Origin of the sequence: Telluria aromaticivorans, assembly GCF_013003915.1 — a bacterium.
Classification (GTDB): domain Bacteria; phylum Pseudomonadota; class Gammaproteobacteria; order Burkholderiales; family Burkholderiaceae_D; genus Telluria; species Telluria aromaticivorans.
Map to the genome: position 1 here is coordinate 52965 of NZ_JABAIV010000005.1, position 26103 is coordinate 79067.

The 26103-nt window shown below is 64.4% G+C and carries 22 protein-coding genes; 14 read left to right on the forward strand and 8 right to left on the reverse strand.

The annotated features are described in order from the left end of the window. The first annotated feature begins 357 nt into the window (after positions 1 to 357). From HGB41_RS14920 to HGB41_RS14985, 14 genes are all read left to right on the forward strand, one after another. Entirely contained in the window at positions 358 to 1296 is a 939-nt protein-coding gene (locus tag HGB41_RS14920) for an ABC transporter permease (RefSeq protein WP_171085785.1), read from the forward strand. Further along, positions 1293 to 2327 (forward strand): ABC transporter permease, encoded by a 1035-nt coding sequence (locus tag HGB41_RS14925; RefSeq protein ID WP_229423045.1) that lies wholly within the window; start codon positions 1293 to 1295, stop codon positions 2325 to 2327. Before HGB41_RS14920 ends, HGB41_RS14925 begins: the two co-directional genes overlap by 4 nt. Continuing rightward, on the forward strand, positions 2324 to 4018 hold the full coding sequence (locus HGB41_RS14930) for an ABC transporter ATP-binding protein (protein ID WP_171085787.1): 1695 nt from the start codon (positions 2324 to 2326) through the stop codon (positions 4016 to 4018). Before HGB41_RS14925 ends, HGB41_RS14930 begins: the two co-directional genes overlap by 4 nt. 207 nt (positions 4019 to 4225) lie before the next feature. After that, a complete protein-coding gene (locus HGB41_RS14935; RefSeq protein WP_171085789.1) occupies positions 4226 to 5179 on the forward strand; it encodes a rhodanese-like domain-containing protein in 954 nt (317 codons plus the stop codon). 146 nt (positions 5180 to 5325) lie between these two features. Beyond that, positions 5326 to 6354: a glucokinase gene (locus HGB41_RS14940; protein ID WP_171085791.1), complete on the forward strand. Its 1029-nt coding sequence runs from the start codon at positions 5326 to 5328 to the stop codon at positions 6352 to 6354. 433 nt (positions 6355 to 6787) lie between these two features. Next, the gene (gene scpB / locus HGB41_RS14945; RefSeq protein ID WP_171085793.1) at positions 6788 to 7558 is read left to right on the forward strand and encodes an SMC-Scp complex subunit ScpB; all 771 of its coding nucleotides are present in this window, start codon (positions 6788 to 6790) and stop codon (positions 7556 to 7558) included. Continuing rightward, positions 7545 to 9491, forward strand: coding sequence for a 23S rRNA pseudouridine(2605) synthase RluB (gene rluB / locus HGB41_RS14950; protein ID WP_171086333.1), 1947 nt, complete (start codon positions 7545 to 7547; stop codon positions 9489 to 9491). The genes scpB and rluB overlap by 14 nt, the downstream gene beginning before the upstream one ends. A 325-nt stretch (positions 9492 to 9816) precedes the next feature. Further along, a complete protein-coding gene (gene rimP, locus HGB41_RS14955; protein WP_171085795.1) occupies positions 9817 to 10305 on the forward strand; it encodes a ribosome maturation factor RimP in 489 nt (162 codons plus the stop codon). Next, positions 10302 to 11867 carry a transcription termination factor NusA gene (gene nusA, locus HGB41_RS14960; protein WP_171085797.1) on the forward strand — a complete coding sequence of 522 codons (1566 nt, stop codon included), beginning with the start codon at positions 10302 to 10304 and terminating at the stop codon, positions 11865 to 11867. The genes rimP and nusA overlap by 4 nt, the downstream gene beginning before the upstream one ends. Positions 11868 to 11913: 46 nt before the next feature. Continuing rightward, positions 11914 to 14748 (forward strand): translation initiation factor IF-2, encoded by a 2835-nt coding sequence (gene infB, locus HGB41_RS14965; RefSeq protein WP_171085799.1) that lies wholly within the window; start codon positions 11914 to 11916, stop codon positions 14746 to 14748. Positions 14749 to 15079: 331 nt separating this feature from the next. Then, a complete protein-coding gene (gene rbfA / locus HGB41_RS14970; protein ID WP_171085801.1) occupies positions 15080 to 15559 on the forward strand; it encodes a 30S ribosome-binding factor RbfA in 480 nt (159 codons plus the stop codon). Next, positions 15556 to 16476: a tRNA pseudouridine(55) synthase TruB gene (truB, locus tag HGB41_RS14975; protein ID WP_171085802.1), complete on the forward strand. Its 921-nt coding sequence runs from the start codon at positions 15556 to 15558 to the stop codon at positions 16474 to 16476. Before rbfA ends, truB begins: the two co-directional genes overlap by 4 nt. Positions 16477 to 16859: 383 nt before the next feature. Then, positions 16860 to 18692 carry a translational GTPase TypA gene (typA, locus tag HGB41_RS14980; RefSeq protein ID WP_171085805.1) on the forward strand — a complete coding sequence of 611 codons (1833 nt, stop codon included), beginning with the start codon at positions 16860 to 16862 and terminating at the stop codon, positions 18690 to 18692. A gap of 16 nt (positions 18693 to 18708) precedes the next feature. After that, positions 18709 to 18903, forward strand: a complete 195-nt coding sequence (locus HGB41_RS14985; protein WP_171085807.1) for a hypothetical protein — start codon at positions 18709 to 18711, stop codon at positions 18901 to 18903. A gap of 45 nt (positions 18904 to 18948) precedes the next feature. On the opposite strand, the gene HGB41_RS14990 is transcribed toward HGB41_RS14985, so the two are convergent. From HGB41_RS14990 to HGB41_RS15025, 8 genes are all read right to left on the reverse strand, one after another. Then, complete coding sequence (locus HGB41_RS14990) at positions 18949 to 19950, reverse strand: hypothetical protein (protein WP_171085809.1); 1002 nt, start codon at positions 19948 to 19950, stop codon at positions 18949 to 18951. Between the two features lie 6 nt (positions 19951 to 19956). Beyond that, complete coding sequence (gene flgL, locus HGB41_RS14995) at positions 19957 to 20868, reverse strand: flagellar hook-associated protein FlgL (RefSeq protein WP_171085810.1); 912 nt, start codon at positions 20866 to 20868, stop codon at positions 19957 to 19959. Between the two features lie 11 nt (positions 20869 to 20879). Next, positions 20880 to 22271, reverse strand: coding sequence for a flagellar hook-associated protein FlgK (gene flgK, locus HGB41_RS15000; RefSeq protein ID WP_171085812.1), 1392 nt, complete (start codon positions 22269 to 22271; stop codon positions 20880 to 20882). A 95-nt stretch (positions 22272 to 22366) separates the two neighbouring features. Next, positions 22367 to 22726: a rod-binding protein gene (locus HGB41_RS15005; protein ID WP_171085814.1), complete on the reverse strand. Its 360-nt coding sequence runs from the start codon at positions 22724 to 22726 to the stop codon at positions 22367 to 22369. After that, entirely contained in the window at positions 22726 to 23811 is a 1086-nt protein-coding gene (locus HGB41_RS15010) for a flagellar basal body P-ring protein FlgI (protein WP_229423046.1), read from the reverse strand. Before HGB41_RS15010 ends, HGB41_RS15005 begins: the two co-directional genes overlap by 1 nt. Positions 23812 to 23857: 46 nt before the next feature. Then, on the reverse strand, positions 23858 to 24508 hold the full coding sequence (gene flgH / locus HGB41_RS15015) for a flagellar basal body L-ring protein FlgH (protein ID WP_171085818.1): 651 nt from the start codon (positions 24506 to 24508) through the stop codon (positions 23858 to 23860). Further along, positions 24509 to 25294 carry a flagellar basal-body rod protein FlgG gene (gene flgG / locus HGB41_RS15020; protein WP_171085820.1) on the reverse strand — a complete coding sequence of 262 codons (786 nt, stop codon included), beginning with the start codon at positions 25292 to 25294 and terminating at the stop codon, positions 24509 to 24511. Between the two features lie 62 nt (positions 25295 to 25356). Continuing rightward, positions 25357 to 26085: a flagellar basal body rod protein FlgF gene (locus HGB41_RS15025; protein ID WP_171085822.1), complete on the reverse strand. Its 729-nt coding sequence runs from the start codon at positions 26083 to 26085 to the stop codon at positions 25357 to 25359. Positions 26086 to 26103 lie beyond the last annotated feature (18 nt).

The window sequence follows — 26103 nt, forward strand, 5'->3', positions numbered from 1 at the left end:
GCCCTGCGGCTCTTTTTTTGACGACGTCCGCAGAGGTGCATCGATCACGTTGCCGCACAAAATACAAAAACGGCATCTTTTACTACCTGGCAATAAAAACATTCGTGTGCATACGTTGTCAATTGGAATGTCTGTACAAGATATAAATACAACTATTGTCGAAAAGTATTTACAAAAAATCGATTTGGCCTTATACGCGGGAAACAAAAAGGAATGGGCTGATGGCATCCTGGCCACCTGTCAACCCGGCGGAATATGCGCTATCGTTACGCCTCTTCGGCCCGCCTCTTCGACCGCCTTCACGCGGCGCCAGACGCGCGCAACCGGTGCCGATCTTTCTGGACCTTCAGGAAACCTATGCTGAGTTTTATCCTGCGGCGGCTGTGGCAGATGCTGCCGACCATGCTCGGGGTCGTGGTGCTGGTGTTCGTGCTGTTCAACTGGGTCGGCGGCGATCCGGCCTACCTGCTGGCAGGGAAGATGGCCGATACCGCCGCGATCGAGAATATCCGGCGCCAGCTCGGCACCGACCAGCCCTATACCGTGCAGCTGTGGATCTTCATCCAGCAGATCCTGACCTTTGATTTCGGCAATGCCTGGAGCACCGGCGAACCGGTGTCGCAGATCATTGCGAGCCGCCTTGGACCGTCGCTCACGGTGCTGGTGCCGCTGACCATCCTCGAAACCCTGTTCGGCATCGCGCTGGCGCTGGCCATCGCGTTTGTCCGCGGCTCGCTGACCGACCGCGCCGTGATGGTCGCGTGCACGATCGGCATGTCGGTCTCGATCCTGGTCTACATCATCGTGTTCCAGTATGTCTTCGCCTACCAGCTGGGGATGTTCCCGGTGCAGGGCTGGGGGAGTAGCCTGGGCGAGAACCTGCTGCGCTATGCGCTGCTGCCGATCATCATCGGCCTGGCGGTGTCGATCGCCCCGACCCTGCGCCTGTACCGCAGCTTCGTGCTGGACGAAGTGGGGCAGGACTACGTGCGCACCGCGCGCGCCAAGGGATTGAGCGAGCGGCGCATCGTCTGGGTCCACGTGCTGCGCAACGCGGCGATCCCGATCATCACCCACGTCATGGCCAACCTGCCGGCGCTGCTGATCGGCGCCTTCCTGCTCGAGCGCTTCTTCGGCATTCCCGGCATCGGGCGCGAAGTCATCCTGGCCGTCGAGCGCAGCGACTTCCCGGTGATCAAGGCGATCACGGTCTATGTGGCCGTGGCCACCATGGTGTTCAACCTGCTGGCCGACCTGCTGTACCAGGCGGTCGATCCACGGGTGCGCCTCACATGACTGCGATGACCAGCAAGATCGGGGTGGCGGCCCGCAGTTCGCCCGGACTGTGGGCGCTGGCCTGGCGCCGCCTGCGCGCCGACCGCATCGCCATGGCCGCGCTGGCAGTGGTGGCAGCCTTCCTGCTGATGCTGCTGCTGTCCGCGGCGGGCCTGGTCGCGGGCGACTGGGAAGACGAGGTCGCGGTCAACTACGCGCCGCCGTCCTTTATCGGCGCCGATGCCGGTACCCGCGCCCTCGCCGCGGCCCAGCTGCCGCGCGAGACGCCGCCGAATGCCTTCGATCCGCTGGCCGCCGAGCTGGCGGAACTCAAGGCGCAGGTCCGCGCGACACACCCGCCGCGCGAAAAAGCCCTGACGCTGCCTTTTGGGGCCGACAAGTGGGGCCATGACGTCATCAAGAAGACCATCAAGGGTGGCGAGACCTCGATCGTGGTCGGCCTGGTGGCGGCGCTGGTGGCGGTGACACTGGGCACGCTGTTCGGCGCGCTGTCGGGCTTTTACGGCGGGATCGTGGACGATCTGTTCAACTGGTTCTACAGCATCTTCACCTCGATCCCGTCGATCCTGATGATCCTGACCGTGGCCGCGGTGCTGCAGCAGAAAGGGGTCATGACCATCGTGCTGATCCTGGGCCTGACCGGCTGGACCGGGCCTTACCGCCTGATGCGCGCCGAATACATCAAGCACAAGGCGCGCGAATACGTGATGGCGGCCGACGCCATCGGGGCGTCGAGCTTGCGCAGGATGTTCAGCCACATCCTGCCGAACGTCTCGCACGTGGCGCTGGTGCAGATGTCGATCCTGGTGGTGGGCTTCATCAAGGCCGAGGTGATCCTGTCTTTCCTCGGCTTCGGGGTGCCGGTCGGCACCGTGTCCTGGGGCAGCATGCTGAACGAGGCGCAGAATGAACTCATCCTGGGCAAGTGGTGGCAACTGGCGGCGGCGGCCAGCGCAATGGCGCTGCTGGTGACGGCCTTCTCGCTGTTCGCGGATGCCTTGCGCGACGCACTCGATCCGAAACTCAAATGACCGCCCACGACCCCAAGCTGTTGCTGCAGGTACGCGAGCTGCGCATCTCCTTCCGCACCGACAAGAAGAACAGCGTCGAAGCGGTCAAGGGCATCTCCTTCGACGTGCCGAGGAATAGCACCGTGGCGCTGGTGGGCGAATCGGGCAGCGGCAAGTCGGTCAGCTCGCTGGCCGTGATGGGCCTGCTGCCGGAAGAAACGACCATCATCCATCCCGGATCGAGCGTACGCTTCGATGGCCGCGAACTGTTCGACTTGCCGCGCAGCGAGCGGCGCAGGCTGTGCGGCAAGGAGATCGCCATGATCTTCCAGGAGCCGATGTCTTCGCTGAACCCGGTGTTCACCGTGGGTTTTCAGATAGGCGAGGTGCTGCGCCGGCACATGGGAATGAACGCGAAGCAGGCGCGGGAGCGCACGCTGGCGCTGCTGGCCGAGGTCGGGATTCCTGACCCTCTGGCAAAAATCGACGCCTATCCCGGCCAGATGTCCGGCGGCCAGCAGCAGCGGGTGATGATCGCGATGGCGATCGCCTGCGAACCCAAGCTGCTGATTGCCGACGAGCCGACCACGGCGCTCGACGTGACGATCCAGAAGCAGATCATGGAGCTGATCGCCGGCCTGCAAAAAAAGCACCAGATGTCGGTGCTCTTCATTACCCACGACCTCGGGCTGGTGGGCGAGATCGCCGACCGCGTGATCGTGATGCGCCATGGCGAAGTGCGGGAGGAGGGCGCCGCCGCCCAGGTCTTCGGCGCGCCGCAAGATGCCTACACCCGCGCGCTGCTGCACTGCCGCCCGAAGCTGGATGAACGTCCTGTGCGCCTGCCGGTCATCGACGATTATCTCGGCGAGCACGTCCAGGCTGGACTGATCCTGCCGCAGCGTACGCGCGGCAGCGCGCCGGGCGACGAGCCGCTGCTGGTGGTGCAGAACCTCGCCAAGAGTTTCTACCTGCGCGAGGGGTTGTTCAAGAAGCGCGAGTTCAGGGCGGTGAAGGACGTGTCGTTCACGCTGGCGCGCGGCAAGACCCTGGGCGTGGTGGGGGAGTCCGGCTCGGGCAAGACCACCGTCGGATTGACCCTGCTGCGCCTGCACCGCGCCACCGGCGGCAGCGCGCTGTTCGAGGGCCGCGACCTGCTGGCGATGTCCGACCGCGACTATCAAAGCTACAAGCGGCGCATCCAGATCATCTTCCAGAACCCGTACGCCTCGCTGAACCCGCGCTTCACAGTCGGGCAGATCCTGGTGGAGCCGATGCGCATCCACCGCATCGGCGCCAACGATGGCGAGCGCGTGGCGATGGCCTATGAATTATTGAAGCGCGTCGGCCTGCCCGAGCAGGCTTTCCATCGCTATCCGCACGAGTTCTCCGGCGGCCAGCGCCAGCGCATCGCGATCGCGCGCTGCCTGACCATGAAGCCCGAGATCCTGGTCTGCGACGAATCGGTATCGGCGCTGGACGTGTCGGTGCAGGCCCAGGTGCTGAATCTGCTGCAGGACCTGCAGGACGAATACAAGATGAGCTATATCTTCATTTCGCACGATTTGTCGGTGGTGAAATACATCGCCGACCAGGTGATGGTGATGCACCACGGGAGCGTGGTGGAGATGGCGGATTCGGACGAGTTGTACCGTAATCCGCAGCATGAATACACGCGGGCCTTGCTGGCGGCGATACCGCGGGGTGCATGACCACGATCGCCGCCGGTGATTGTCGTAGGGCGGGCGGGTTTCCCGCCCGCGCGTTCAAATCACATGTGCATTTATGCGTCGCGTCCATTCAACCGCATGTTGAACGCGCGGGGTAATCCGGGCCAGTGGCCCGGATTACAAGCCGCCCACCCTACAACGGCGAAAGGCGCCCGGGCGACAGCAAGGGAATTCAGATAAACTAATGCGATGCCCCAGCTAGTCGACCTGCTCCAGACTTATGGTGTGCTGATCGTGTTCGGCATCGTCCTTGTCGAGCAGTTCGGCCTGCCGATTCCTGCCTTTCCGGTGCTGGTGGTGGCCGGCGCGCTGTCGGTCGACGGCAACGTCAGCTGGCCGCTGTGCCTGCTGGCGGCAATGTTTGCCTGCCTGATCTGCGACGTGTTCTGGTTCCGCGCCGGGCGCTTCTACGGCAAGCGCATCCTGCGGCTGCTCTGCAAAATCTCGCTGTCCCCCGATTCCTGCGTCAACCAGACTGAAGACCGCTTCCGCCGTTTCGGCGTCAAATCACTTCTGGTGTCGAAATTCGTCCCCGGCTTCAATACCATCGCGGCGCCGCTGTCGGGAGCCATCGGCACCCACGCGCGCCCCTTCCTTGCCTTTGCGGTGACCGGCGCCATGCTGTGGAGCGGCACCGGCATCGTGCTCGGCATCCTGTTCCACGACAGCGTCGAGGGTCTGCTCGGCCTGCTCGAGACCATGGGCGGCACCGCGCTGTCGGTGCTGGCCGTCCTGCTGGCGCTGTTCATCGGCGTCAAGTTCGTCGAGCGGCGCCGTCACCGCGCCCGGGTGGCGGTGCCGCGCATCGGCATCGCGGAACTGAAGGCGCTGATCGACGGCGGCCACGACCCGCTCATCATCGACGCCCGCAGCCTCACCGCGCAGGAACTGGAAACCGCGATTCCCGGCGCCCTGGTGTTCCAGTCCTGCGCCCCCGGCCAGCTGATGGCCACACTCGACAAGGACCGCCACATCGTCGTCTATTGCAGCTGCCCGGGCGACGTCACGGCCGCCGAGGTCGCGCAGCAATTCCTCGCGAATGGTTTCCACCGCACGCGGCCGCTGCAAGGCGGCCTCGATGCCTGGCATCTCCACCACCGTGGCAGACCGGTGATTGAGCCAGACCGTCGCCATGCTAGATAGGTAGTTCGACTACTTTTATCGATCAGGGATGCTGCGCTGCACAGGATCCAACGAATGCGACGTACATGTACCTAAACTACAGAAATAACTTGTAATAGCGTTACAAAGTTTAGTAAGCTCAGGTCATCGCATCCTGACTTGCTGCAATGACCGCTTTCGCTTCCAGCCCTGCCTCCCCGACGCCTGCCCATGCCGGCGGCGTGCGCCTGCTTGCCGATATCGGCGGCACCAACGCCCGCTTCGCGCTGGAGCCCGGACCCGGCCGGTTCGAAGCAATCGAAGTCTTGTCCTGTCACGACCACGCCACGCTGGCCGACGCCATACGCGCCTACCTGGCGCTGCCCCAGGTCGCCGTCTTGCATGGCGGTATCCGCCACGCTGCCATTGCGATCGCCAACCCGGTGGTCGGCGACCAGGTGCGCATGACCAACCACCACTGGGCCTTCTCGATCGAGGCGCTGCGCCTGGAGTGCGGCTTCGACACGCTGCTGGTGGTGAACGATTTTTCCGCGCTGGCGCGCTCGCTGCCGCACCTGGGCGACCAGAAGCTGCAGGTGGGTGGGGGCGCGCCGGAGCCCGGTGCGGCCATCGGCCTGCTCGGCGCCGGCACCGGCCTGGGTGTGTCCGGCTTGATCCCGGCGACCAACGGCAAGCCCGGCTGGACCGCGCTGCGCAGCGAAGGCGGGCACGTCAGCTTCTCGCCGGTCAACGAGATGGAAGTCGCGATCCTGCAATACGCCTGGCGCGAATTCGAGCACGTATCCAGCGAGCGCCTGCTGTCGGGCGCCGGCGTTGAGCTGATCTACCGCGCACTAAGCGACCGTGCCGGCCGCCCGGGCGAACAGCTCACGGCACCGGAAATCTCGCGCCGCGCGCTCAGCGGCGAATGCGCGCTCTGCGACCAGGTGCTGGAAGCCTTCTGCGGCATGCTCGGCACCGCCGCCGGCAACCTGGCGATCACCCTCGGCGCCCAGGGCGGCGTGTATATCGGCGGCGGCATCGTGCCGCGCCTGGGCCAGCGCTTTATCGACTCGTCCTTCCGCAGCCGCTTCGAGCAGCGCGGGCGCTTTTCCGGCTACATGGCGCAGATCCCCACCTATGTCATCACGGCCGAGTACCCGGCCTTTGTCGGCGTGTCGGCGATTTTGTCGGAAAAATTGTCGCCTGCTTCGTAACCAACGCACATAAGACGGCAAATAAGGCACATCCTGCACGGCGCCGCGCCGGGCCTTGTCCGTTTGCCGGTTTTATCGGGTACAATGGCCGCCAATTGTCAGAAACGCTGTAGTTCACTCGCCTTTGTCCGCTCGTGCCGAGCGCCGGGAAGCCTGGCCTTCCCGCTCTGCCCCAGGTAATGCGAGAGTCCGTTTCGGCCGAAAGACCAACAGCTATCCGCCCGCCTGGCAAGCGGGCAGTCGTGGCGGGCGCCAAGCCTGCCACCTTTGTCAGCCCGGCGCATCCAGCCCGGGCCCCCAGGATTCCAGTTTTTTTGCGCGTTTAGCTTCGCACCGCAGCTTATCGGGCCGGCGGCTGGCATCCGTGGTGGCACCCCGGATTAGCACTCATTTTTTTGATTTTCTTGCATTCGAAGCGTGACGACACCGCGACATGAATACTGACGAGGCCAAACGTGTCCTCGAGACCGCCCTGCTGTGCGCGCGCGAGCCAATGACGATCCACGGCATGAAAAAGCTGTTCGCCGAGGTCGACGCGGGCGGGCGCCAGCTCAATGCCGGCGTCGGGTCCGACACGATCAAGATTTTGCTGGAAGAATTGCGCCAGGACTGGCAGGGGCGCGGCATCGAAGTCGTCAGCCTGGCTTCCGGCTGGCGCTTCCAGAGCCGGCCCGAGATGAAGCCGTATCTCGACCGCCTGTCGCCGGAGAAGCCGCCGAAGTATTCGCGTGCCACGCTGGAAACACTGGCGATCATCGCCTACCGCCAGCCGGTCACGCGCGGCGACATCGAGGAAATCCGCGGCGTCGCGGTGAACTCGCAGACGATCAAGATGCTGGAGGACCGCGGCTGGATCGACGTGCTGGGCCACCGCGAGGTGGTGGGGCGCCCCGCGCTGCTGGGCACCACCAGGCAGTTCCTGGACGACCTGGGCCTGGCGTCGCTGTCGCAACTGCCGCCGCTGCAGGCGGTCGCGGACGGTCCGGACAGCCGCAGCCTCGAAGCACTTGAAGCGGCACTGAACGACAATTTTGACAGGGCGCAAGCGCGAGCGGACGCCGACGAAACACACACCGAGACAACTACCGAGACGGGCGCCCAGGATGACGCGGCGCCGGTCGAAGTCCCGATTTTTGACCGCGAGACGGCGGCAGCCGCTGGGCCAGGTCAGCACAATAAAGAGTCGAATGATGAACCCAACTGAACCGAACCAGACCATCCCTGCCGACGCAGGCGAAGGCGTCGCCGCCAAGCCGAAGCGCACCCGCAAGCCCGCCGCAACCGCTGCCGCCCCCGAGGGCGCGGTGGCAGCCGCGCCGGAAGCGGCCGCCAAGCCGAAGCGCACCCGCAAGCCTGTTGTAGCGGACGCCGCCGCACCGGGCGAAGCCGCCGCGCCTGACGCGCCTGCGATCAAGCCGGCCGCCAAGCCGCCCAAGGCGCGCGCCGCCCGGGCTGCCGCAGCCGAAGTCCAGCCAGCGGTAGAGGCACCAGCAGCCGCGCCGGCAGCAGCCGCGCCGCAAGCCGACGCAGCCCAGGGCGAACGCAAGCCGCGCGGCCCGCGCCAGATGCGCGAAAAGCGCCAGGAACGCGAACTGCGCCAGATGGAAAACGCGCCGGCGATCGAGGCGTCAAGCGAAACCGGTGTTGATGCGCCCGCCGACGGCGAGCAGCCACAGGCCGGCGGCCAGCGCGAAGGGCGCGGCCGCAATGGTCAAAAGCCAGGCAAGCGCGGCCAGCCAAACCAGCCGAATCAGCCAGGTGCGCAGCAGGCCGGCCGCCAGGGTAAACCGCAAGGCAAGGGCCAGGCCCAGGGCCGCCCGCAGCAGGGCAAGGGCGGCAAGCCGGGCGGCGCTCCGTCAAGCGACGCGGATGCCGTGTTCTCCTTCGTCACCTCGGACGATTTCGATACGAGCGAAGGCGGCCGTGGCCAGGCGCAGCCTAAGGCCGTGCGCCGCGACCTGACCTCGGACGACGACGCGCCGAAGCTGCACAAGGTGCTGGCCGAAGCCGGCCTGGGTTCGCGCCGCGATATGGAAGACCTGATCGTTGCCGGCCGCGTGTCGGTGAACGGCGAGCCGGCCCACATCGGCCAGCGCATCCTGCCGACCGATGCCGTGCGCATCAACGGCAAGCAGATCCAGCGCCGCGTCAACACCAGCAAGCCGCCGCGCGTGCTGGTGTACCACAAGCCGGCCGGCGAGATCGTCAGCCATGACGATCCGGAAGGCCGTCCATCGGTGTTCGACCGCCTGCCGACCATGAAGACCGGCAAGTGGCTGGCCGTGGGCCGCCTCGACTTCAATACCGAAGGCCTGTTGCTGTTCACGACCTCCGGCGACCTCGCGAACCGCCTGATGCACCCGCGCTACAACATCGACCGCGAATACGCGGTGCGCACCCTGGGCGAACTCGAAGAAGGCATGCGCCAGAAGCTGCTGGCCGGCGTCGAGCTCGACGATGGCGTGGCCTCGTTCTCGAAAGTCCAGGACGGCGGCGGCGAAGGTATCAACAAGTGGTACCGCGTGGTGATCGGCGAAGGCCGCAACCGCGAAGTGCGGCGCATGTTCGAAGCGGTCGGCCTGACCGTCTCGCGCCTGATCCGTACCCGCTACGGCGCCATGACCCTGCCGACCGCACTCAAGCGCGGCCGCTGGGAAGAGCTGGAAGAAAACGACGTGCGTTCGCTGATGAACGCGTTCGGGGTCGAAAAGAAGGCCGCTCCCGCCGAGCAGGGCAAGGGCCGCGGCGGCAAGCCGCAGGCCGGCCCCCGAGGCGACGAAGCCCGCCGCAGCGACGGCAACCGCATCGACCGCGCCGACGCCAACCGCAACGTCGACCCTTACGGCCCGCAGGCAGCCCGCGTCGGTTCCGGCCGTCCGGCCGCGCCTGGCGTGGCCCCTGGTGGCCGGGGCCAGGGCGGCCGTCCGCAAGGCGGTGGCCAGGGCGGCGCCAAGGGTGCTGGCGGCAAGCCGGGCAGCTTCGGTGCTGCCCAGCAGCGCGGCAGCAGCCGTCCGAAGCAGCCGGATCCGTTGCAGACCACCTTCGGCTTTGCCGGCACCGGTGGCGGTGGCCGTCGCGGTGGCCAGGGTCCGCGCGGCTCCGAGCACGGCATGCCGCGCCGCGGCAAGCGCGGCTGATGCAGGAGTAATGTCCTGGTGACGAAATATGGTTCGCGTCGCCGGGCATATGATTTCGCAATGCCGTAGAATGCGACGCAGGCCCCGATGTGGTCACCCTGCCAACTGTTGCTTTTTGCTCTATTCTGCTAGTCACTGCTACCCGGGTGATTGCGGGAGGAGCAGTAAAGCTGTATAATTTGCAGCCTAATCAAAGTTCTTCCCATTATTTTTTGGTGCAAGTGCTTTCATCTGGTTGGGTTGCAAATACAAAAAGATGGGCAGATGCCCATTTTTTTTTTGGAAAATCGTTTGGTAAATCGTTTTAACGCCCTGGAGAAGTGCCGTGCAGCAGTTTGATTTAATCGCCAAGACAGTCGCCAGCCTCGGTTACGAACTTGTTGACGTCGAACGCGGCGAGCGCGGGATCCTGCGCGTGTATATCGATTTTCCGGCAGATGCCGTGGAAGAGAAGGGCCCGATCACGGTCGAGGACTGCGCCACGGTGAGCCACCAGCTGTCGCACGTTTTCACGGTCGAGAACGTGGACTACGAACGATTGGAAATTTCGTCGCCGGGCCTCGACCGCCCGGTACGGACGCTCGCCGACTTTGCGCGCTTTGCCGGGCACGAATGCACGGTCAAGCTGCGCGTTGCGATGCCGGGCACCGCGAACCGGAAGACGTTTACCGGGATCCTGCGCGGCGTCGAGAACGACAAGGTCGGTTTGGAAATTGAAAATAAAGATGGCGCAGCGTTGTTGGAATTTACGCTGGCCGAATTGGACAAGGCACGTTTGGTGCCGCAGGTGGATTTTAGGAGTCGCAAAGCATGAGTCGCGAAATTTTGTTGCTGGTGGATGCGCTTGCGCGCGAAAAGAACGTCGATAAAGAAGTGGTTTTCGGAGCGCTCGAGTTCGCGCTCGCGCAAGCCACCAAAAAACGCTATGAAGGCGAGGTCGACATTCGCGTGGCGATCGATCGCGACACCGGCGAATTCGAGACCTTCCGCCGCTGGCACGTCGTTCCGAACGAAGCCGGCCTGCAGCTGCCCGACCAGGAAATCCTGCACTTCGAGGCCATGGAGCAGATCCCGGACATCGAAGTCGACGAATACATCGAAGACCCGATCGAGTCGGTCGAGTTCGGCCGCCGCTTCGCCCAGGACACCAAGCAGGTCGTCCTGCAGCGCGTGCGTGATGCCGAGCGCGAGCAGATCCTGCAAGACTTCCTGGAACGCGGCGACTCGCTGGTCACCGGCACCATCAAGCGCATGGAACGCGGCGATGCAATCGTCGAGTCGGGCAAGATCGAAGCGCGCCTGCCGCGCGACCAGATGATCCCGAAAGAGAACCTGCGTATCGGCGACCGCGTCCGCGCCTTCATCCTGCGCGTCGACCGCAACATGCGCGGCCCGCAGGTGATCCTGTCGCGCACCGCACCAGACTTCATCATGAAGCTGTTCGAACTCGAAGTGCCGGAAATCGAGCAGGGCCTCCTGCAGATCAAATCGGCTGCCCGTGACGCCGGCGTGCGCGCCAAGATCGCGGTCTTCACCAGCGACAAGCGCATCGACCCGATCGGTACCTGCGTCGGCATGCGCGGTTCGCGCGTGCAGGCCGTGACCGGTGAGCTGGGCGGCGAGCGCGTCGACATCGTGCTGTGGTCGGACGATCCGGCCCAGTTCGTGATCGGCGCCCTGGCCCCGGCCAATGTCTCGTCGATCATGGTCGACGAAGAAAAGCACGCGATGGACGTCGTTGTCGACGAAGAAAACCTGGCGATCGCGATCGGCCGTTCGGGCCAGAACGTGCGCCTGGCGGCAGAGCTGACCGGCTGGAAAATCAACATCATGACGGCTGAGGAATCGGCCAGCAAGGTGCAGCAGGAAACCGCGGCGATCCGCACGCTGTTCATGGAAAAACTGGACGTCGACCAGGAAGTGGCCGACATCCTGGTGGAAGAGGGCTTTGCCAGCCTTGAAGAAATCGCGTATGTACCAATTTCCGAAATGCTGGAAATCGAGTCCTTCGACGAAGACACCGTCAATGAACTGCGTACCCGTGCCCGTGACGCCCTGGTGACCGAAGCGATCGCTTCCGAAGAAGGCCTCGAAGGCATGGAAGAATCGCTGGTCAACCTGGAAGGCATGGACCGTACCACCGCCGGCAAGCTTGGCCTGGCAGGCATCAAGACGGTCGAAGCATTTTCGGCCCTGGCCTACGACGAATTCGGCGCCATCCTGGCCCTGTCGTCGGAGCGTGCCGGTGAACTGATCAAGAATGAATTTAATGATGTGACCGACGATGAGATGAAGCTGGTCGACAGTAAATACGATGACCGCGCCAAGGCGCTGCAGGCGAAAGCCTGGAGCCTGGCAGAAACGGCCAAGGCGTAATTTGCAAATCTTTATCATCTCCGCGACACATAGAAAAGAGGACTGAATGGCGAGTAACAACGTAGCCCAATTTGCCACCGAACTGAAGATGCCTGCAGACCTGCTGCTGACGCAGCTGCGCTCGGCCGGCGTCGAAAAAAGTTCGACGTCAGATCCCTTGTCAAAGGATGATAAGGACAAGCTGCTGAACCACCTGCGCCGTACCCACGGCGCGGCGGAACCGACGGAAAAGAAAAAGATCACGGTAACCCGCAAGGAAACGACCGAGATCAAGCAGGCCGACTCCAGCGGTAAATCGCGCACCATCCAGGTGGAAGTACGCAAGAAGCGCACCTTCGTGCAGCGCGACGACCCTGCGCCGGCACCGAAGGTGGAAGCCGAGCCGGTGATCGACGCTGCCGAACTGGCACGCCGCGAAGAAGACGCGCGCCGCCAGAACGAGCTGATCGCCCGCCAGGAAGCCGACCTGCGTGAAAAGCAGGACCGCCTGGCCAAGCTGGAAGCCGAAGAAGCCGCCCAGGCCAAGGCAGCCGAGGAGCAGTCGAAACGCGAAGCGGCCGAACAGGCCAAGCGCGACGCTGCTGCCAAGACTGCTGCGACCGCCGCTGCCGCCGCCAGTGCCGCAACCGGCGCTGCCGACGAGAAGGCCCAGGCTGCTGCTCTGGAAGCCAAGAAGCGCTCGGAAGAAGCCACCCGTGAAGCCGCCGAACGTGCCGCCGCTACCGAGAAGGCCCGCAAGGCCGTGGCCGACGAAGTCGCCCAGATCAAGCTCATGATGAGCCAGCCGCGCCGCGTCATCAAGGCGCCGGAACCGGTTGCCAAGCCGGCCGCGCCTGCCGCACCAGTCGGTACGCTGCACAAGCCTGCGACCGGCGACAAGAAGCCGGGCGACGTCAAGAAGGCAGACGACAAGAAGCCGGGCGACAAGAAGTCGATCAAGTCGGCCAATGTGTCCTCGACCTGGTCGGACGACGCCAAGAAGCGTGGCGCACCGAGCGGCCCGAAAGGCCGTGGCGCACCTGCGAGCACCGGCCGTGACGGCTGGCGCAGCGGTGGCCGTAGTGGTGGCCGCCGTTCGCATGGCGACGACCGCGAAACCAATTTCCAGGCGCCGACCGAGGCGATCGTCAAGGACGTCCACGTGCCGGAGACCATCACCGTCGCCGAACTGGCGCACAAGATGGCCGTCAAGGCATCGGAAGTCATCAAGCAACTGATGAAGCTGGGCCAGATGTGCACCATCAACCAGGTGCTGGACCAGGAAACCGCGATGATCCTCGTGGAAGAAATGGGCCACAAGGCATTTGCCGCTGCCGAGGACGATCCGGAAGCGCTGCTGGCCGACCAGGGCGAACACGCCGAGTTCGAATCGACCTCGCGCGCTCCGGTCGTCACCGTCATGGGTCACGTCGACCACGGCAAGACCTCGCTGCTGGATTACATCCGCCGTGCCAAGGTGGCATCGGGCGAAGCCGGCGGCATTACCCAGCACATCGGTGCATACCACGTGGACACCCCGCGCGGCATGATCACCTTCCTGGATACCCCGGGCCACGAGGCGTTCACCGCGATGCGTGCCCGCGGCGCCAAGGCAACCGACATCGTCATCCTGGTGGTGGCGGCGGACGACGGCGTGATGCCGCAAACGAAAGAAGCAATTGCTCACGCAAAAGCTGCTGGCGTTCCACTGGTGGTGGCGATCAACAAGATCGACAAGCCTGGTGCGAATACCGACCGCGTGACGCAGGAACTGGTCACCGAAGGCGTGGTGCCGGAAGAATACGGTGGCGAATCGCCATTCGTGCCGGTGTCGGCCAAGATGGGTACCGGTATCGACGACCTGCTGGAGCAAGTCCTGCTGCAGGCCGAAGTGCTGGAACTGAAGGCGCCGACCGAAGCACCGGCCCGTGGCCTGGTGGTCGAAGCCCGCCTCGACAAGGGCAAGGGCCCGGTCGCGACGATCCTGGTGCAGTCGGGTACCCTCAAGCGCGGCGACGTCGTGCTGGCAGGTTCCTCGTTCGGCCGCGTTCGTGCAATGCTCGACGAAAACGGCAAGCCGGTCACCACCGCGGGTCCATCGATCCCGGTCGAGATCCAGGGCCTGACCGAAGTGCCGAGCGCCGGTGAAGAAGTGATGGTCATGGCCGACGAGCGCAAGGCGCGTGAAATCGCCCTGTTCCGTCAAGGTAAGTTCCGCGACGTCAAGCTGGCGAAGCAGCAGGCCGCCAAGCTGGAGAACATGTTCGACCAGATGGCCGAAGGCGAAGTCAAGAACCTGCCGCTCATCGTCAAGACCGATGTGCAGGGTTCGCAGGAAGCGCTGGTCGGTTCGTTGCAGAAGCTGTCGACTTCGGAAGTGCGCGTGCAGGTCGTCCATGCGGCGGTCGGCGGCATCACCGAGTCGGACGTCAACCTGGCAGTGGCCTCGAAGGCAGTCATCATCGGCTTCAACGCCCGTGCCGACAACCAGGCACGCAAGCTGGCCGAAGCCAACGGTGTCGACATCCGTTACTACAGCATCATTTACGATGCGATCGACGAGATCAAGACCGCACTGTCGGGCATGCTGGCTCCGGAAAAGCGCGAGACCATCACCGGCCAGGTCGAGATTCGCCAGGTCATCCTGGTCTCGAAAGTCGGCGCGATCGCGGGTTGCCTGGTCACGGATGGCGTGGTCAAGCGTTCGTCGTCGGTACGCCTGCTGCGCAACAACCTGGTCGTGTGGACCGGCGAGATCGACTCGCTCAAGCGCTTCAAGGACGATGCGAAAGAAGTCCGTGCCGGCCTGGAATGCGGCCTGTCGCTGAAGAACATGAACGATATCGTGGTCGGCGACGTCCTCGAAGTGTTCGAAGTCACCGAAGTGGCGCGTACGCTGTAATTCACGCACTTGGCGTAACATGGGGGCCAGGACGCTTCGCGGCGATGCCGCGCAGGGGCCTGGCCCTTGTTTTATTCAAAGGCCGACCAGCCCGCGCGAGCGTGCCAAAGGCCCGCTAGCTTATAGACCGTCGTACCGGCGAAGGCCGGTACCCAATTTCGTTCCGCCGCCGCTATATTCAAGCGCAGCCCTAAGGCACCGAAAATTGGAGAGAACAATGCCAGTGGCATTGTTCTCGCCTGCGCCGGGATGACGGTGCTTGGTGCAGTGGCCTAAAAAGCGTCATCACACCATCACCGCTTAAACACAAGAACAACACAGGCAGTAAATCATGGCAAAACATAGTAAAAGCATCCCCCAGCGCGGCCTGCGCGTCGCCGACCAGATCCAGAAAGACCTGTCGGAACTGATCGCCTACGAACTCAAGGACCCGCGCATCGGCATGGTCACGATCAGCGAAGTGCAGCTGACCCCGGACTACGCCCACGCCAAGGTTTTCTTCACCCTGCTGAAAGACAGCAAGGAAGAAATCAAGATGACCCTCGAGGGCCTGTCGCGATCGGCCGGCTACCTGCGAAACCTGCTCGGCAAGCGCCTGCACATCCACACGCTGCCCGCCTTGCACTTCGTGCACGACACCTCGACCACCCGCGGCCTCGCGATGTCGGCGCTGATCGACCAGGCCAATGCGGTGCGCGCCGCCGACGCCGAGCCGGATGCGGCGCCCGCTACGGTTCCCGATGCCGCGTCGGATACCGCGTCGGATACCGCGTCGGATACCGCGCCAGATACGAAGCCAGAATCCGAGTGAGCGCGCGTCCTGCCAAAAAGCCGCGCGATCTTGTCGACGGCGTCCTGCTGCTGGATAAGCCGGTCGGCCTGTCGTCCAACGACGCGCTGATCAAGGCCAAGCGTGTCTTCAACGCCAAGAAGGCCGGCCACACCGGCACCCTCGACCCGTTCGCCACCGGTCTGCTGCCGCTGTGCTTTGGCGAGGCGACCAAGTTCTCGCAAGACCTGCTGGAATCCGACAAGAGCTACGAAGCGACCGTCCATCTCGGGATCATGACCACCACCGGCGACACCGAGGGCGAAGTGATCGAGCAGCGCGAGGTCGAGGTGACGGTCGAACAGATCGAAGCCGTGCTGGCGCGCTTCCGCGGCCCCATCCTGCAGGTGCCGCCGATGTATTCGGCGCTCAAGCGCGACGGCAAGGCCTTGTACGAATACGCGCGCGAAGGCATCACCCTTGAGCGCGACGCGCGCCCGGTGACCATCCACGGCTTGTCGCTGGTGGAATTCGACGCGCCTTTCCTGAAGATCCGCGTCACCTGCAGCAAGGGCACCTATGTGCGCGTGCTGGGCGAGGACATCGGCGCGGCGCTCGGCTGCGGCGCCCACCTGAATGCGCTGCGCCGCACCGGAGTCGGCGCGCTGACGATGGCGGGCATGGTGACGCTGGACGAGCTGCTGGCCCATCCGGACCCGTTGTCGCTGCTCAGTCCCGTCGATGCGCTGCTGTCGACCTTCCCGTCGATCGAGCTGACGGCCGAGCTGGCGAAGCGCTTCCTGCAGGGGCAGCGGCTGGCGCTCGGCAAGGAAGAAGTGGCCGTGCCGACGGAGCAGGGCAGGGTGCGCGTGTATCACGACGGCCGCCTGCTCGGCACCGCCCAGCTGGGGGAGTATTCGATCCTGGCCCCGGAGCGGCTGATATCCACCGTCTCGTAGGGTGGTGCGGCTCCACCCGGGAGTGGATCGGCCTGAAGTTTCAACGCCGCCCACGCGTTCAACCCGTGCAAGAAAGCCCGCGCCACAATTCATCCGTGATTTGAACGCGTGGACGGCCCATGGGACGCGAATGATTCCCAGGCTTGGGTGTAGCCGCCCACCCTACGGTCATCGGCAGGTCATGCGCTGCCGCCAAAATACGCTATCAAGCCCGGCAAGCCACTGAAATTCCTGCGCTTTCCCCCGAGCCCGCTCGGACGGGCAGATATACGTGCTATACTAGTCGGTTCCAGTAATCTGCAACACCGTATTCGCAGCACCCCAGTAACAGTCGTCAGCAGCACTCGTACACTTTCGTACAACACGCAACTTCTCGAAAATTCATGTCAAACACCAAACGCGCGATTCGTAATATCGCAATCATCGCCCACGTCGACCACGGCAAGACCACGCTTGTGGACATGCTGCTGCGCCAGTCGGGCACCTTCCGCGAGAACCAGGCCGTCGAAACCCGCGTGATGGACTCGAACGACCTCGAAAAAGAACGCGGCATTACGATTCTGTCGAAGAACTGCGCCGTTGAGTACGAAGGTACCCACATTAACATCGTCGACACCCCAGGCCACGCCGACTTCGGCGGCGAAGTCGAGCGCGTGCTGTCGATGGTCGACTCGGTGCTGCTGCTGGTCGATGCGCAGGAAGGCCCGATGCCGCAGACCCGTTTCGTGACCCGCAAGGCACTGGCCCTGGGCCTGAAGCCGATCGTCGTCGTCAACAAGGTCGACCGTCCAGGCGCGCGCGCCGAATGGGCCATCAACCAGACTTTCGAACTGTTCGACAAGCTCGGCGCCACCGATGAGCAGCTCGACTTCCCGATCGTCTACGCCTCGGGCCTGAACGGCTACGCCGGCCTGACCGAAGACGTCCGCGCAGGCGACATGAAGCCGCTGTTCGAAGCGATTCTGCAACACGTCCCAGTCCGTGACGACAATCCGGACGGCCCGCTGCAGATGCAGGTCACCTCGCTCGACTATTCGTCGTACGTCGGCAAGATCGGCATTGGCCGCATCTCGCGCGGCCGCATCAAGGCCGGCCAGGACGTCGTCGTCATGAACGGTCCTGATTCGACCCCTATCAAGGGCCGCATCAACCAGGTGCTGAACTTCAAGGGCCTGGAGCGCGTGCTGGTCGACGAAGCCGTCGCCGGCGACATCGTCCTGATCAACGGTATCGAAGAAATCGGCATCGGTTCGACCATCTGCGCACCGGACACCCCGGACGCGCTGCCGATGCTGACCGTCGACGAGCCGACCCTGACCATGAACTTCATGGTCAACAACTCGCCACTGGCCGGCCGCGAAGGCAAGTTCGTCACCAGCCGCCAGCTGCGCGAGCGCCTCGACCGCGAACTGAAGGCCAACGTCGCCCTGCGCGTTGCCCCTACCGACGACGACACGATCTTCGAAGTCTCGGGCCGCGGCGAACTGCACCTGACGATTTTGCTGGAAAACATGCGCCGTGAAGGCTTCGAGCTGGCCGTGTCGCGTCCACGCGTGGTCTTCAAGATGGTCGATGGCGTGCGCCAGGAACCGTTCGAGTCCCTGTCGGTCGACGTCGAAGAAGTCAACCAGGGTGGTGTGATGGAAGAACTGGGCCGCCGCCGTGGCGACCTGCAGAACATGGAATCGGATGGCAAGGGCCGCGTGCGTCTCGAGTACCTGATCCCGGCGCGTGGCCTGATCGGCTTCCAGGGCGAATTCATGACCCTGACCCGCGGCACCGGCCTGATGAGCCACGTGTTCCACGAGTACGCACCAGTCGACAACAGCAAGGGTGAAATGGCCGGCCGCCGTAACGGCGTGCTGATCTCGCAGGATGACGGCGCTGCCGTCGCCTACGCGATCTGGAAGCTGCAGGACCGCGGCCGCATGTTCGTGTCGCACAACGACCCGGTGTACGAAGGCATGATCATCGGCATCCACTCGCGCGACAACGACCTGGTCGTCAACCCGATCAAGGGCAAGCAGCTGACCAACGTGCGTTCGTCGGGTACCGACGAAGCCGTGCGCCTGGTGCCGCCGATCCAGATGTCGCTCGAATACGCAGTCGAATTCATCGAGGACGACGAGCTGGTCGAGATCACCCCGAAATCGATCCGCCTGCGCAAGCGCTTCCTGAAAGAGCACGAGCGCAAGAAGGCAAACCGCGAAGGTTAATTCCTTTGATGGTTGAATGAAAAACCCGCTGCTTGCAGCGGGTTTTTTTATGGGCGTTCGAGCCGTCGAGAATCGTAGAGTGGGCAAGTTCCTTGCCCACGCGGTGATAGTTGGTGGCAAGATCATCGAGCCCGAGAGCGGAGCCGATAACAATCACCGCGTGGGCAGAATCTGCCCACCCTACGAGGCGCGACAACGCGACCTTTACTAATAAAAAAAGCTCCCGAAGGAGCTTTTCTATCGAACAGAAGCAGGTTTAACGCAGCCCGAGCAGCGCCTGCACCCGCTCCCGGCTCACCCCCACCAGCGCCGACGTAATCGCCAGCAGCGACTGGTAATCATGCCCCGCTGCAGTCGCGGTGAAGTCCTGCGAAATGATCGCCAGCTCCGCCTCCGGAATCGCCGGCTGGGGCGTGCGTGCCATGGCGGCGCTGAGGGCCGCGCTGGCGGCGTCCTGCGAGCGGCGCACGCGGCCGAGTGCGGCCATCACGTCGCGCAGGCTCTGGCGCAGGGCGTCGGGGTTGCCGATCTTCCATTGTTCAGGTGCGATGACCGCAGGTTCTTCCGCCGTATCCACGCGGCCGCGGCCGGAGATGGCGATCGCATCCTTGATGCCGTCCCATTCCGATTCCGGTGCGCCGAACAACAGCTGCTGCTGGTTGTCGAGCGAGACGCGGACCTTCACCGGCGACAGGGTACGGTCGAGGCGGGCGGCGATTTCCTGGGGCGTCATGCCTTCGTCGATGGTGGCGGTCAGCTGCGGGCCGCCGGAACTGCCGACCGAAAATGCATAGGTCTGCGGGCCGCTGGACTGCAACGCGGTCATGTCGAAGCCGCGGATGCGGAAACGGGTGGTGGCCGCCTGGCCGTCCTTGAAGTCGAGCTGTGCATCGACGCCGCCACCGCTCTTCTTTGCACGCGTCTGCAGCACGCTGGCGAGCTGCTGGGCGCGCATCTCGATCTGGCGCGCCGGGTCGCTCCGACCGGAGATCTTGGAGCTCAGGTCGGCTTTCAGGGCTTCGAGCTGGGCCGCGACGCGTTCCAGGTAGTCGACCGCCTGTTGCGCGCGGGCGACGTCGCCTTGCAGCCGGGTATCCCACTTGATGCCGCGCTGGAGCGGGGCAACGGTGGCGGCGACCTGCGTGACGACGCGGCTGTCCGGATCCGCCGTACGGATCGCGGTCGCACGCGCTGCCGCGCCGGTACCGGCGGTGGTATTCGGGAGGGCCGGGTTGGCCGGGCGGAGGGCAGCTTCCATAATTGCTTACAGGACCGAAAACAGGGACAAAGTGCCGATGCGGCTGTACGCTTTGTACGTGGCCTGCAGCGCGGTCGAATAGCCGTTGAGCGAGGTCGCGGCCTCGCCGACGTCGAGCGCGCCGATATCGGTAATCGCCATTCTATTCGACAGGCTGACGTTCGAGTGATTCGCGTCGAGCGTGGCCATGATGTTCTGGGCGCCGCCGAGGGTGGCGATCTTGCCGCCGACCAGGTCGAGTGCAGCGTCGAAGCCACCGAGGTTGTTTGCCAGCACCGTGCGCAGTGCCGGGTTGTTGGCGGTAATGCCCGGCGTCTTGAGCATGTCGATGCTCTCGTCGAGCTGGTTCAGCAGCTTTTCCAGGCCCTTCAGGTCCTGGTTGCCGGCCTGGGTGATGCCGTTGCCGACCACCACGTTCTGCGAATTGGTGTTGCCGACATAGGTATAGCGCGAGCCCAGCGCGGCGGCCGGGTCGTACTTGATCGGGGCGGTCGTGGTGAGCGTGCCCGAGAACACGTAGCGGCCTTCCTGGTCGATCGTGTTGGCGTTGTAGAACAGGCTTTCGCGCAGCGCTTCGAGCGGGCTGACCATGGCCTTCAGGTCTTCCGCCGCATTGCCGCCGTCCGAAGCCCAGACCAGCAGGTCGCGGCCGTTGATCATCTCCTTCGACATATTGCTCAGGTAGCCTTCGGTCTTGGTCAGGCGGATCTTGATCGAGCCGATGTTGTCGCGGTATTGCTGCACGGTGGCTTCTTCGCGCGCCAGGCGCGCCAGGCGCACGCTGTCGACCGGGTCATCCGACGGCACCAGGATGCGCTTGTTGCTCGCCATCTGCTGGGTCAGGTGGGTGATGCGCTCCTGGTTGGTCTGGAGCGACTGGTTCATCGTCGATTGGTACTGCGAGGTAGCGATACGCATGGTGGTGTCCTTTAGCCCATCATCGCCAGGGTGGCGTCGAACAGCTGGTTGGCGATCGAAATGACTTTCAGGTTCGCCTGGTACATGTTCTGGTACTCGACGAGGTTGACGGCTTCCTCGTCCTGGTTCACGCCGCTGGTCGACTGCCAGTCGTCGAGCGACTGGGTGCGTACGGTCTGGGTGGTCTTCAGGGCCGCCTTGTTGAGCTGGCTGTCAACGCCGAGCTTGCCGACGATCTGGGTGTCGGCGTCGGAAAGCAGCACGTTGCCGATGGTGCCGACCGTGATCGACTGGGTCTTGATCGCGACCAGCTTCTGCAGGTTGCCCGTGTCGCCCGGCGCGCCGTCGCTCGAAAACGCGAAGTCCTCCGCGACAAAGGGAGTCGCAACCTTGAGCATGTCGGCATTGCCGCCCGCGGTGAATACGAACAGCGGGGCGCCGGCGGTAGGCGTGGTGGAAGGCGGCACGGCCGGCTTGAGGCCGGCTGCCAGCTGGTCGTTCACCTTCTTGGCGAGCTGCTCCGCGATGGCGGCGATGTCGCCCTGCATCGGAACCAGTTTCTCGGTTTCGTATTTCGCCAGACCGCCGAGCTGGCCGCCGAGCTTGGCCGCGTCGAGCACAAACTTGGTGCCGGCGAAGTTCAGCGAGAATTCCTGCGGCGAGGTGGCGGTTGGCGCGGCCGTCAGGGTGCCGTGCTTGCTGCCCAGCACCAGTGCCTGGCCGGTTTTCAGCGAGACGTCGCGCGTGCCGTCGCCGTTGTCGGACACTTCCAGCGCCATCTTGCTGGCCAGGTCGTCGATGGCCTGGTCGCGGGCGTCGATCATGGCCGATGCACTCAGGCCGCCGGCCTGGGCTTCGCTGATCTGCTGGTTCAGCCTGGCGATCGATGCGATCTGCGAGTTGGCTGAGTCCACGATGGCGCTGCGCTGGTTGCGCACCGATTGCAGCTGGGAGTTGAACACGTTGTTCAGGCCGTTGAAGCGTTCCGCCATCAGGCCGGCCGAGGTCAGCACCTGCTGGCGCAGCGGGGTCGAGCCCGGGTCGCCGGCGACGGCATTCAGGGCGCCGAAGAACTGGTCGATGCCGGCCGACAGGCTGGCGGTCTCGTCGCCCATGACGTTTTCGAGCTGGCTCAGGTACGGCTGGGTCTGCGAATGCGCGCCGAGTTCGGCCGCCGCGCGCCACATGGCCTGGCTCTTGTAGTTGTCCGAAAAGCGCAGCAGGGAGCTGACCTGCACGCCATTGCCGGCCGAGCGCGGGCTGGCGTCCGGACCCATGGCGGTCAGGAGCGCCGACTGGCGGGTGTAGCCCTTGGTTTGCAGGTTGGCGATGTTCTGGCTGCTGGCAGACAGTGCGACCTGGGCGGCGAGGGCGCCGGACAATGCGTTATTGATGATGGCCATGGTGCGGATTCTTTCCAGAGGCAGGGTTCAACCTAACAAGGCGACCGTTTATTGCCCGGCATTAAGTTTTGCTCGGTACTTAGTTTGAATAACGACTAAGCTTTGGTGTCAGGTTTGGAGGCAGGCTGGGCGGCAGGCACGAGCTGGCGCAGGATCGCATCGGCGATGCCGAAGGCGCGGTTGCCGGCCATGCTCGCGGCGAGCTGGTCGTCGGCCATGTCCTGCATGTCCTGGTTAACCTTGTTGTTGAACACGCTGTCTTCGGTCGCCATGGCCCTGGTCGACGAGCGCATTTCCTTGAGCATGTGCGAGATGAAGAAGCGCTCGAACTCGACGGCGGCCTTGGTGGCTTTCTTGACATAGACCGGGTCGGCCGCGGGCTGGGCGGCGGCCGGGGCTACAGGTGCTTCCGCCGCGAGGGCCGCCTGCTGCAGCTGGGTAGGATCGATACGCATCAGATCACCACCAGTTCGCCTTCGATCGCGCCGGCCTGGTCGAGCGCCTGCAGGATCGCCATGATGTCGTCGGGCGAGGCGCCCAAGCTGTTGACCACGTCGATGATGGTCTGCAGCTTGGCGCCGGGCGGCCAGCGGAACATCTGGCCCGAGCCCTGGTCAACCGACAGCTTCGATTCCGGCGTGACGGCGGTCTGGCCGCGCGACAGCGGGCCAGGCTGGCTCACGCGCGAGCTCTCCGAGATGATCACTTTGAGCGAACCGTGGGTGACGGCGGCCGCTTTCACGCGCAGGCCGTCGGCAATCACCACGGTGCCGGTGCGCGAGTTGAACACGACCTTCGGCACTTCGATGCCCGATTCGATCGACAGGTTGTTCAGCTTGGCCATGAAGGCCACGCGCTCGGTCGGGTTGATCGGTGCGATGACTTCGACGCTGGTGCCGTCGGCGGTGGTCGCGATGGCGCCGTAGCGCTTGTTGATCGCTTCGACCACGTTGGTCGCGGTCTCGAAATGCGGCTGGCGCAGGCGCAGCATGAGGTGCGGGCGGGTCGAGAAGTCCGAGGCGATCTCGCGCTCGATCATGGCGCCGTTCGGGATGCGGCCGGTGGTCGGGGTATTCACCGTCACCGAGGAACCGCTCTTGCCGGTGGCGTTCAGGCCGCCGACCACCAGGTTGCCCTGGGCCAGCGCATAGATTTCATTGTCGGCCGCGCGCAGTTGCGTCAGCAGCAGGGTGCCGCCGCGCAGGCTCTTGGCGTCGCCCAGCGAAGAGACCGTGATGTCGATCGCCTGGCCGCGGCGGTAGCCCGGCGGGAAGACGGCCGACACCATGACGGCGGCGACGTTCTTGTTCTTGGCGTCTTCGCCGTCCGGCAGGCGCACGCCGAACTGCTTGAGCATGTTGACGACCGACTGGCCCGCGTATTTCACCTGGCTGGAGTCGCCGCTGCCGTTCAGGCCCACAACTAAACCGTAGCCGACCAGCGGATTCTCGCGCACGCCTTCAACGCTGACGAGGTTGCGCAGCGCCTGGGCCGCGGTGGCCGGCATGGCTGCGCCGCCGAGCAGGGCGGCGCACAACATGATACGAAAACCGCGGGCAACATGAGAATTGTGAATCATATCGTCCTTAGAACGGCATCAGGGGGCTGTTGAAGAAGCGGGTCAGCCAGCCTGGGGTGTTGGCATCGGCCAGGGCGCCGCGCGCCGAATAGGCGATGCGGGCATTGGCCACGCGCAGCGACGAGACCTGGTTGTCGTTGTCGATGTCGGCCGCGCGGACAAAACCCTTCAGGCGCACGAATTCCTCGCCCTGGTTCAGCATCAAATTCTTTTCGCCCGCTACGCGCAGCAGGCCGTTCGGCAGCACTTCCTGCACGATCACGGTCAGCGCGCCGGACAAGGCGTTCTGCTGGGTGCTGGTGGCGTCGCCATCAAACGAGCGGTCGGCCGAGATATCGAGCGCGGTCTTGCCGAAGGTCTTGCCGAGGGCGGCGATCGGGGCAACCGCCACCGACGAACCCTTCGAGAAGCTGGTGCCGGCGCGCTTGCTGGCCTGGGTGGTTTCCTGCAGGATGACGGTGACCGCGTCGCCCACGCGGTAGGCGCGGCTGTCCGAGGTCAGCGACACGGTTTCACCCGTGAACACGCCGCCCGAGACGCCGCGCGACGCCGCGCGTGCCATCGGCACTTCGTCGTCGTCGATCGAAGCCTGGCGCGGTGCGGTAGAAGCGCAACCGGACAGGAGGAGGGCGCACAGCGCCGCGGTCAGGACTTTCATTTAGCGTGCAGCCTGTGCCAGGTATTGCAGCATGTTGTCGGCAGCCGACAGCACCTTGGTGTTCATCTCGTAGGTGCGCTGGGCGGCGATCATGTCGACCATTTCTTCCACGACCTGCACGTTCGAGCCTTCCAGCGCGCCCTGCTTGAGCTTGCCCATGGCGCCATCGCCGGGACGGCCTTCGTTGGCGGTGCCCGAGGCAGCGGTTTCGCTGAACAGGTTCTCGCCCAGGGCCAGCAGGCCGGCCGGGTTCACGAAGCTGGTCAGCGTGAGCTGGCCGAGTTCGGTCGGGGCGCTGCTGCCGGCGATGGTGGCCGAGACCATGCCGTTTTCGCCGATGGTGATGGCGGTGGCGTTCTCCGGGACGGTAATCTGCGGCACCAGGGCCAGGCCCTGGGCATTGGTCAGGGTGCCGTTGGCATCGACCTTCAGCTGGCCGGCGCGGGTGAAGGCCGGTTCGCCGTTCGGGCGGCGCACCTGCAGGAAACCGGCGCCGGAAATGGCGACGTCCAGCGGCTGGCTGGTGGTCTGCATATTACCGTTGGTGAAGACCTTCTGGGTGCCGACCAGGCGGGTGCCGTTACCGAGCTGGACGCCGTTCGAGACGGTGTTGTCGGCGCTCTGCGCGCCCGGCTGGGCGTCGACCTGGTAGAACAGGTCTTCGAACACGACGCGGTCGCGCTTGAAGCCGACGGTATTCACGTTGGCCAGGTTGTTGGCGATCGCCTGCAGCTTGGCGTCTTGCGCCTGGACGCCGGTCTTGCTGATCCACATTGCTGGATTCATGAGTACTCCCTTATCTGGTGTTCACGGCAGCGTGCCGCGAGGTAAATCCTGGTAAGCGCCGATCAGGCGCCGATGAGTCGATTACCCACTTCATTCATGCTGTCGCTGGCCTTGAACAGCTTCATCTGGATCTCGAAGCTGCGGTTCAGGCTCATCACGGCGACCATTTCTTCGACCGCCGACACGTTGCTGCCCTCGAGGGCGCCGCCACGCACGCTGACGTTCGGGTCGGCTTCGAGCGGATCGCCCTGGCGCGACACGATCAGGCCGGCTTCGTTCTTGGTCAGTTCCGCGCCTTCGGCATTCACCAGGCGCAGCTTGTCGATCGCCTGCATGGCGGTCGCGCCTTCGGTCAGCACGGAGATGGTGCCGTCGGTACCGATCTCGACCGCCTGGTGCGGCGGCAGGGTGATCGGGCCGCCTTCGCCCATCAGCGGGTGGCCGTGCACCGACAGCGCGCCATTGGCGTCGATGTCGATCGCGCCGGCACGGGTATAGGCTTCGCCGCCGTCGTACTGCACCGCCAGGTAGCCGCCGCCGTTGATGGCGACGTCCAGTGGGCGGCCGGTTTCGCGTACCGCGCCGGAGCGGGTCGAGATCGAATCCGCCTGGGTCTGGGCCAGGTGCATGCTGTCGTAGCCGTAGCCCTGTTGCTGCGCCTGGGTAGCGGCAACCTCTAAGTTCGCGCGGAAGCCCGAGGTGTCGATATTGGCCAGGTTGTTCGCGTGCACCTGCTGCGCACGCATGGTGCGTTCGGCGCCGCTGACGGCGGTGAAGATCAGTTTATCCATACCGGTCTGCCTTTAGTT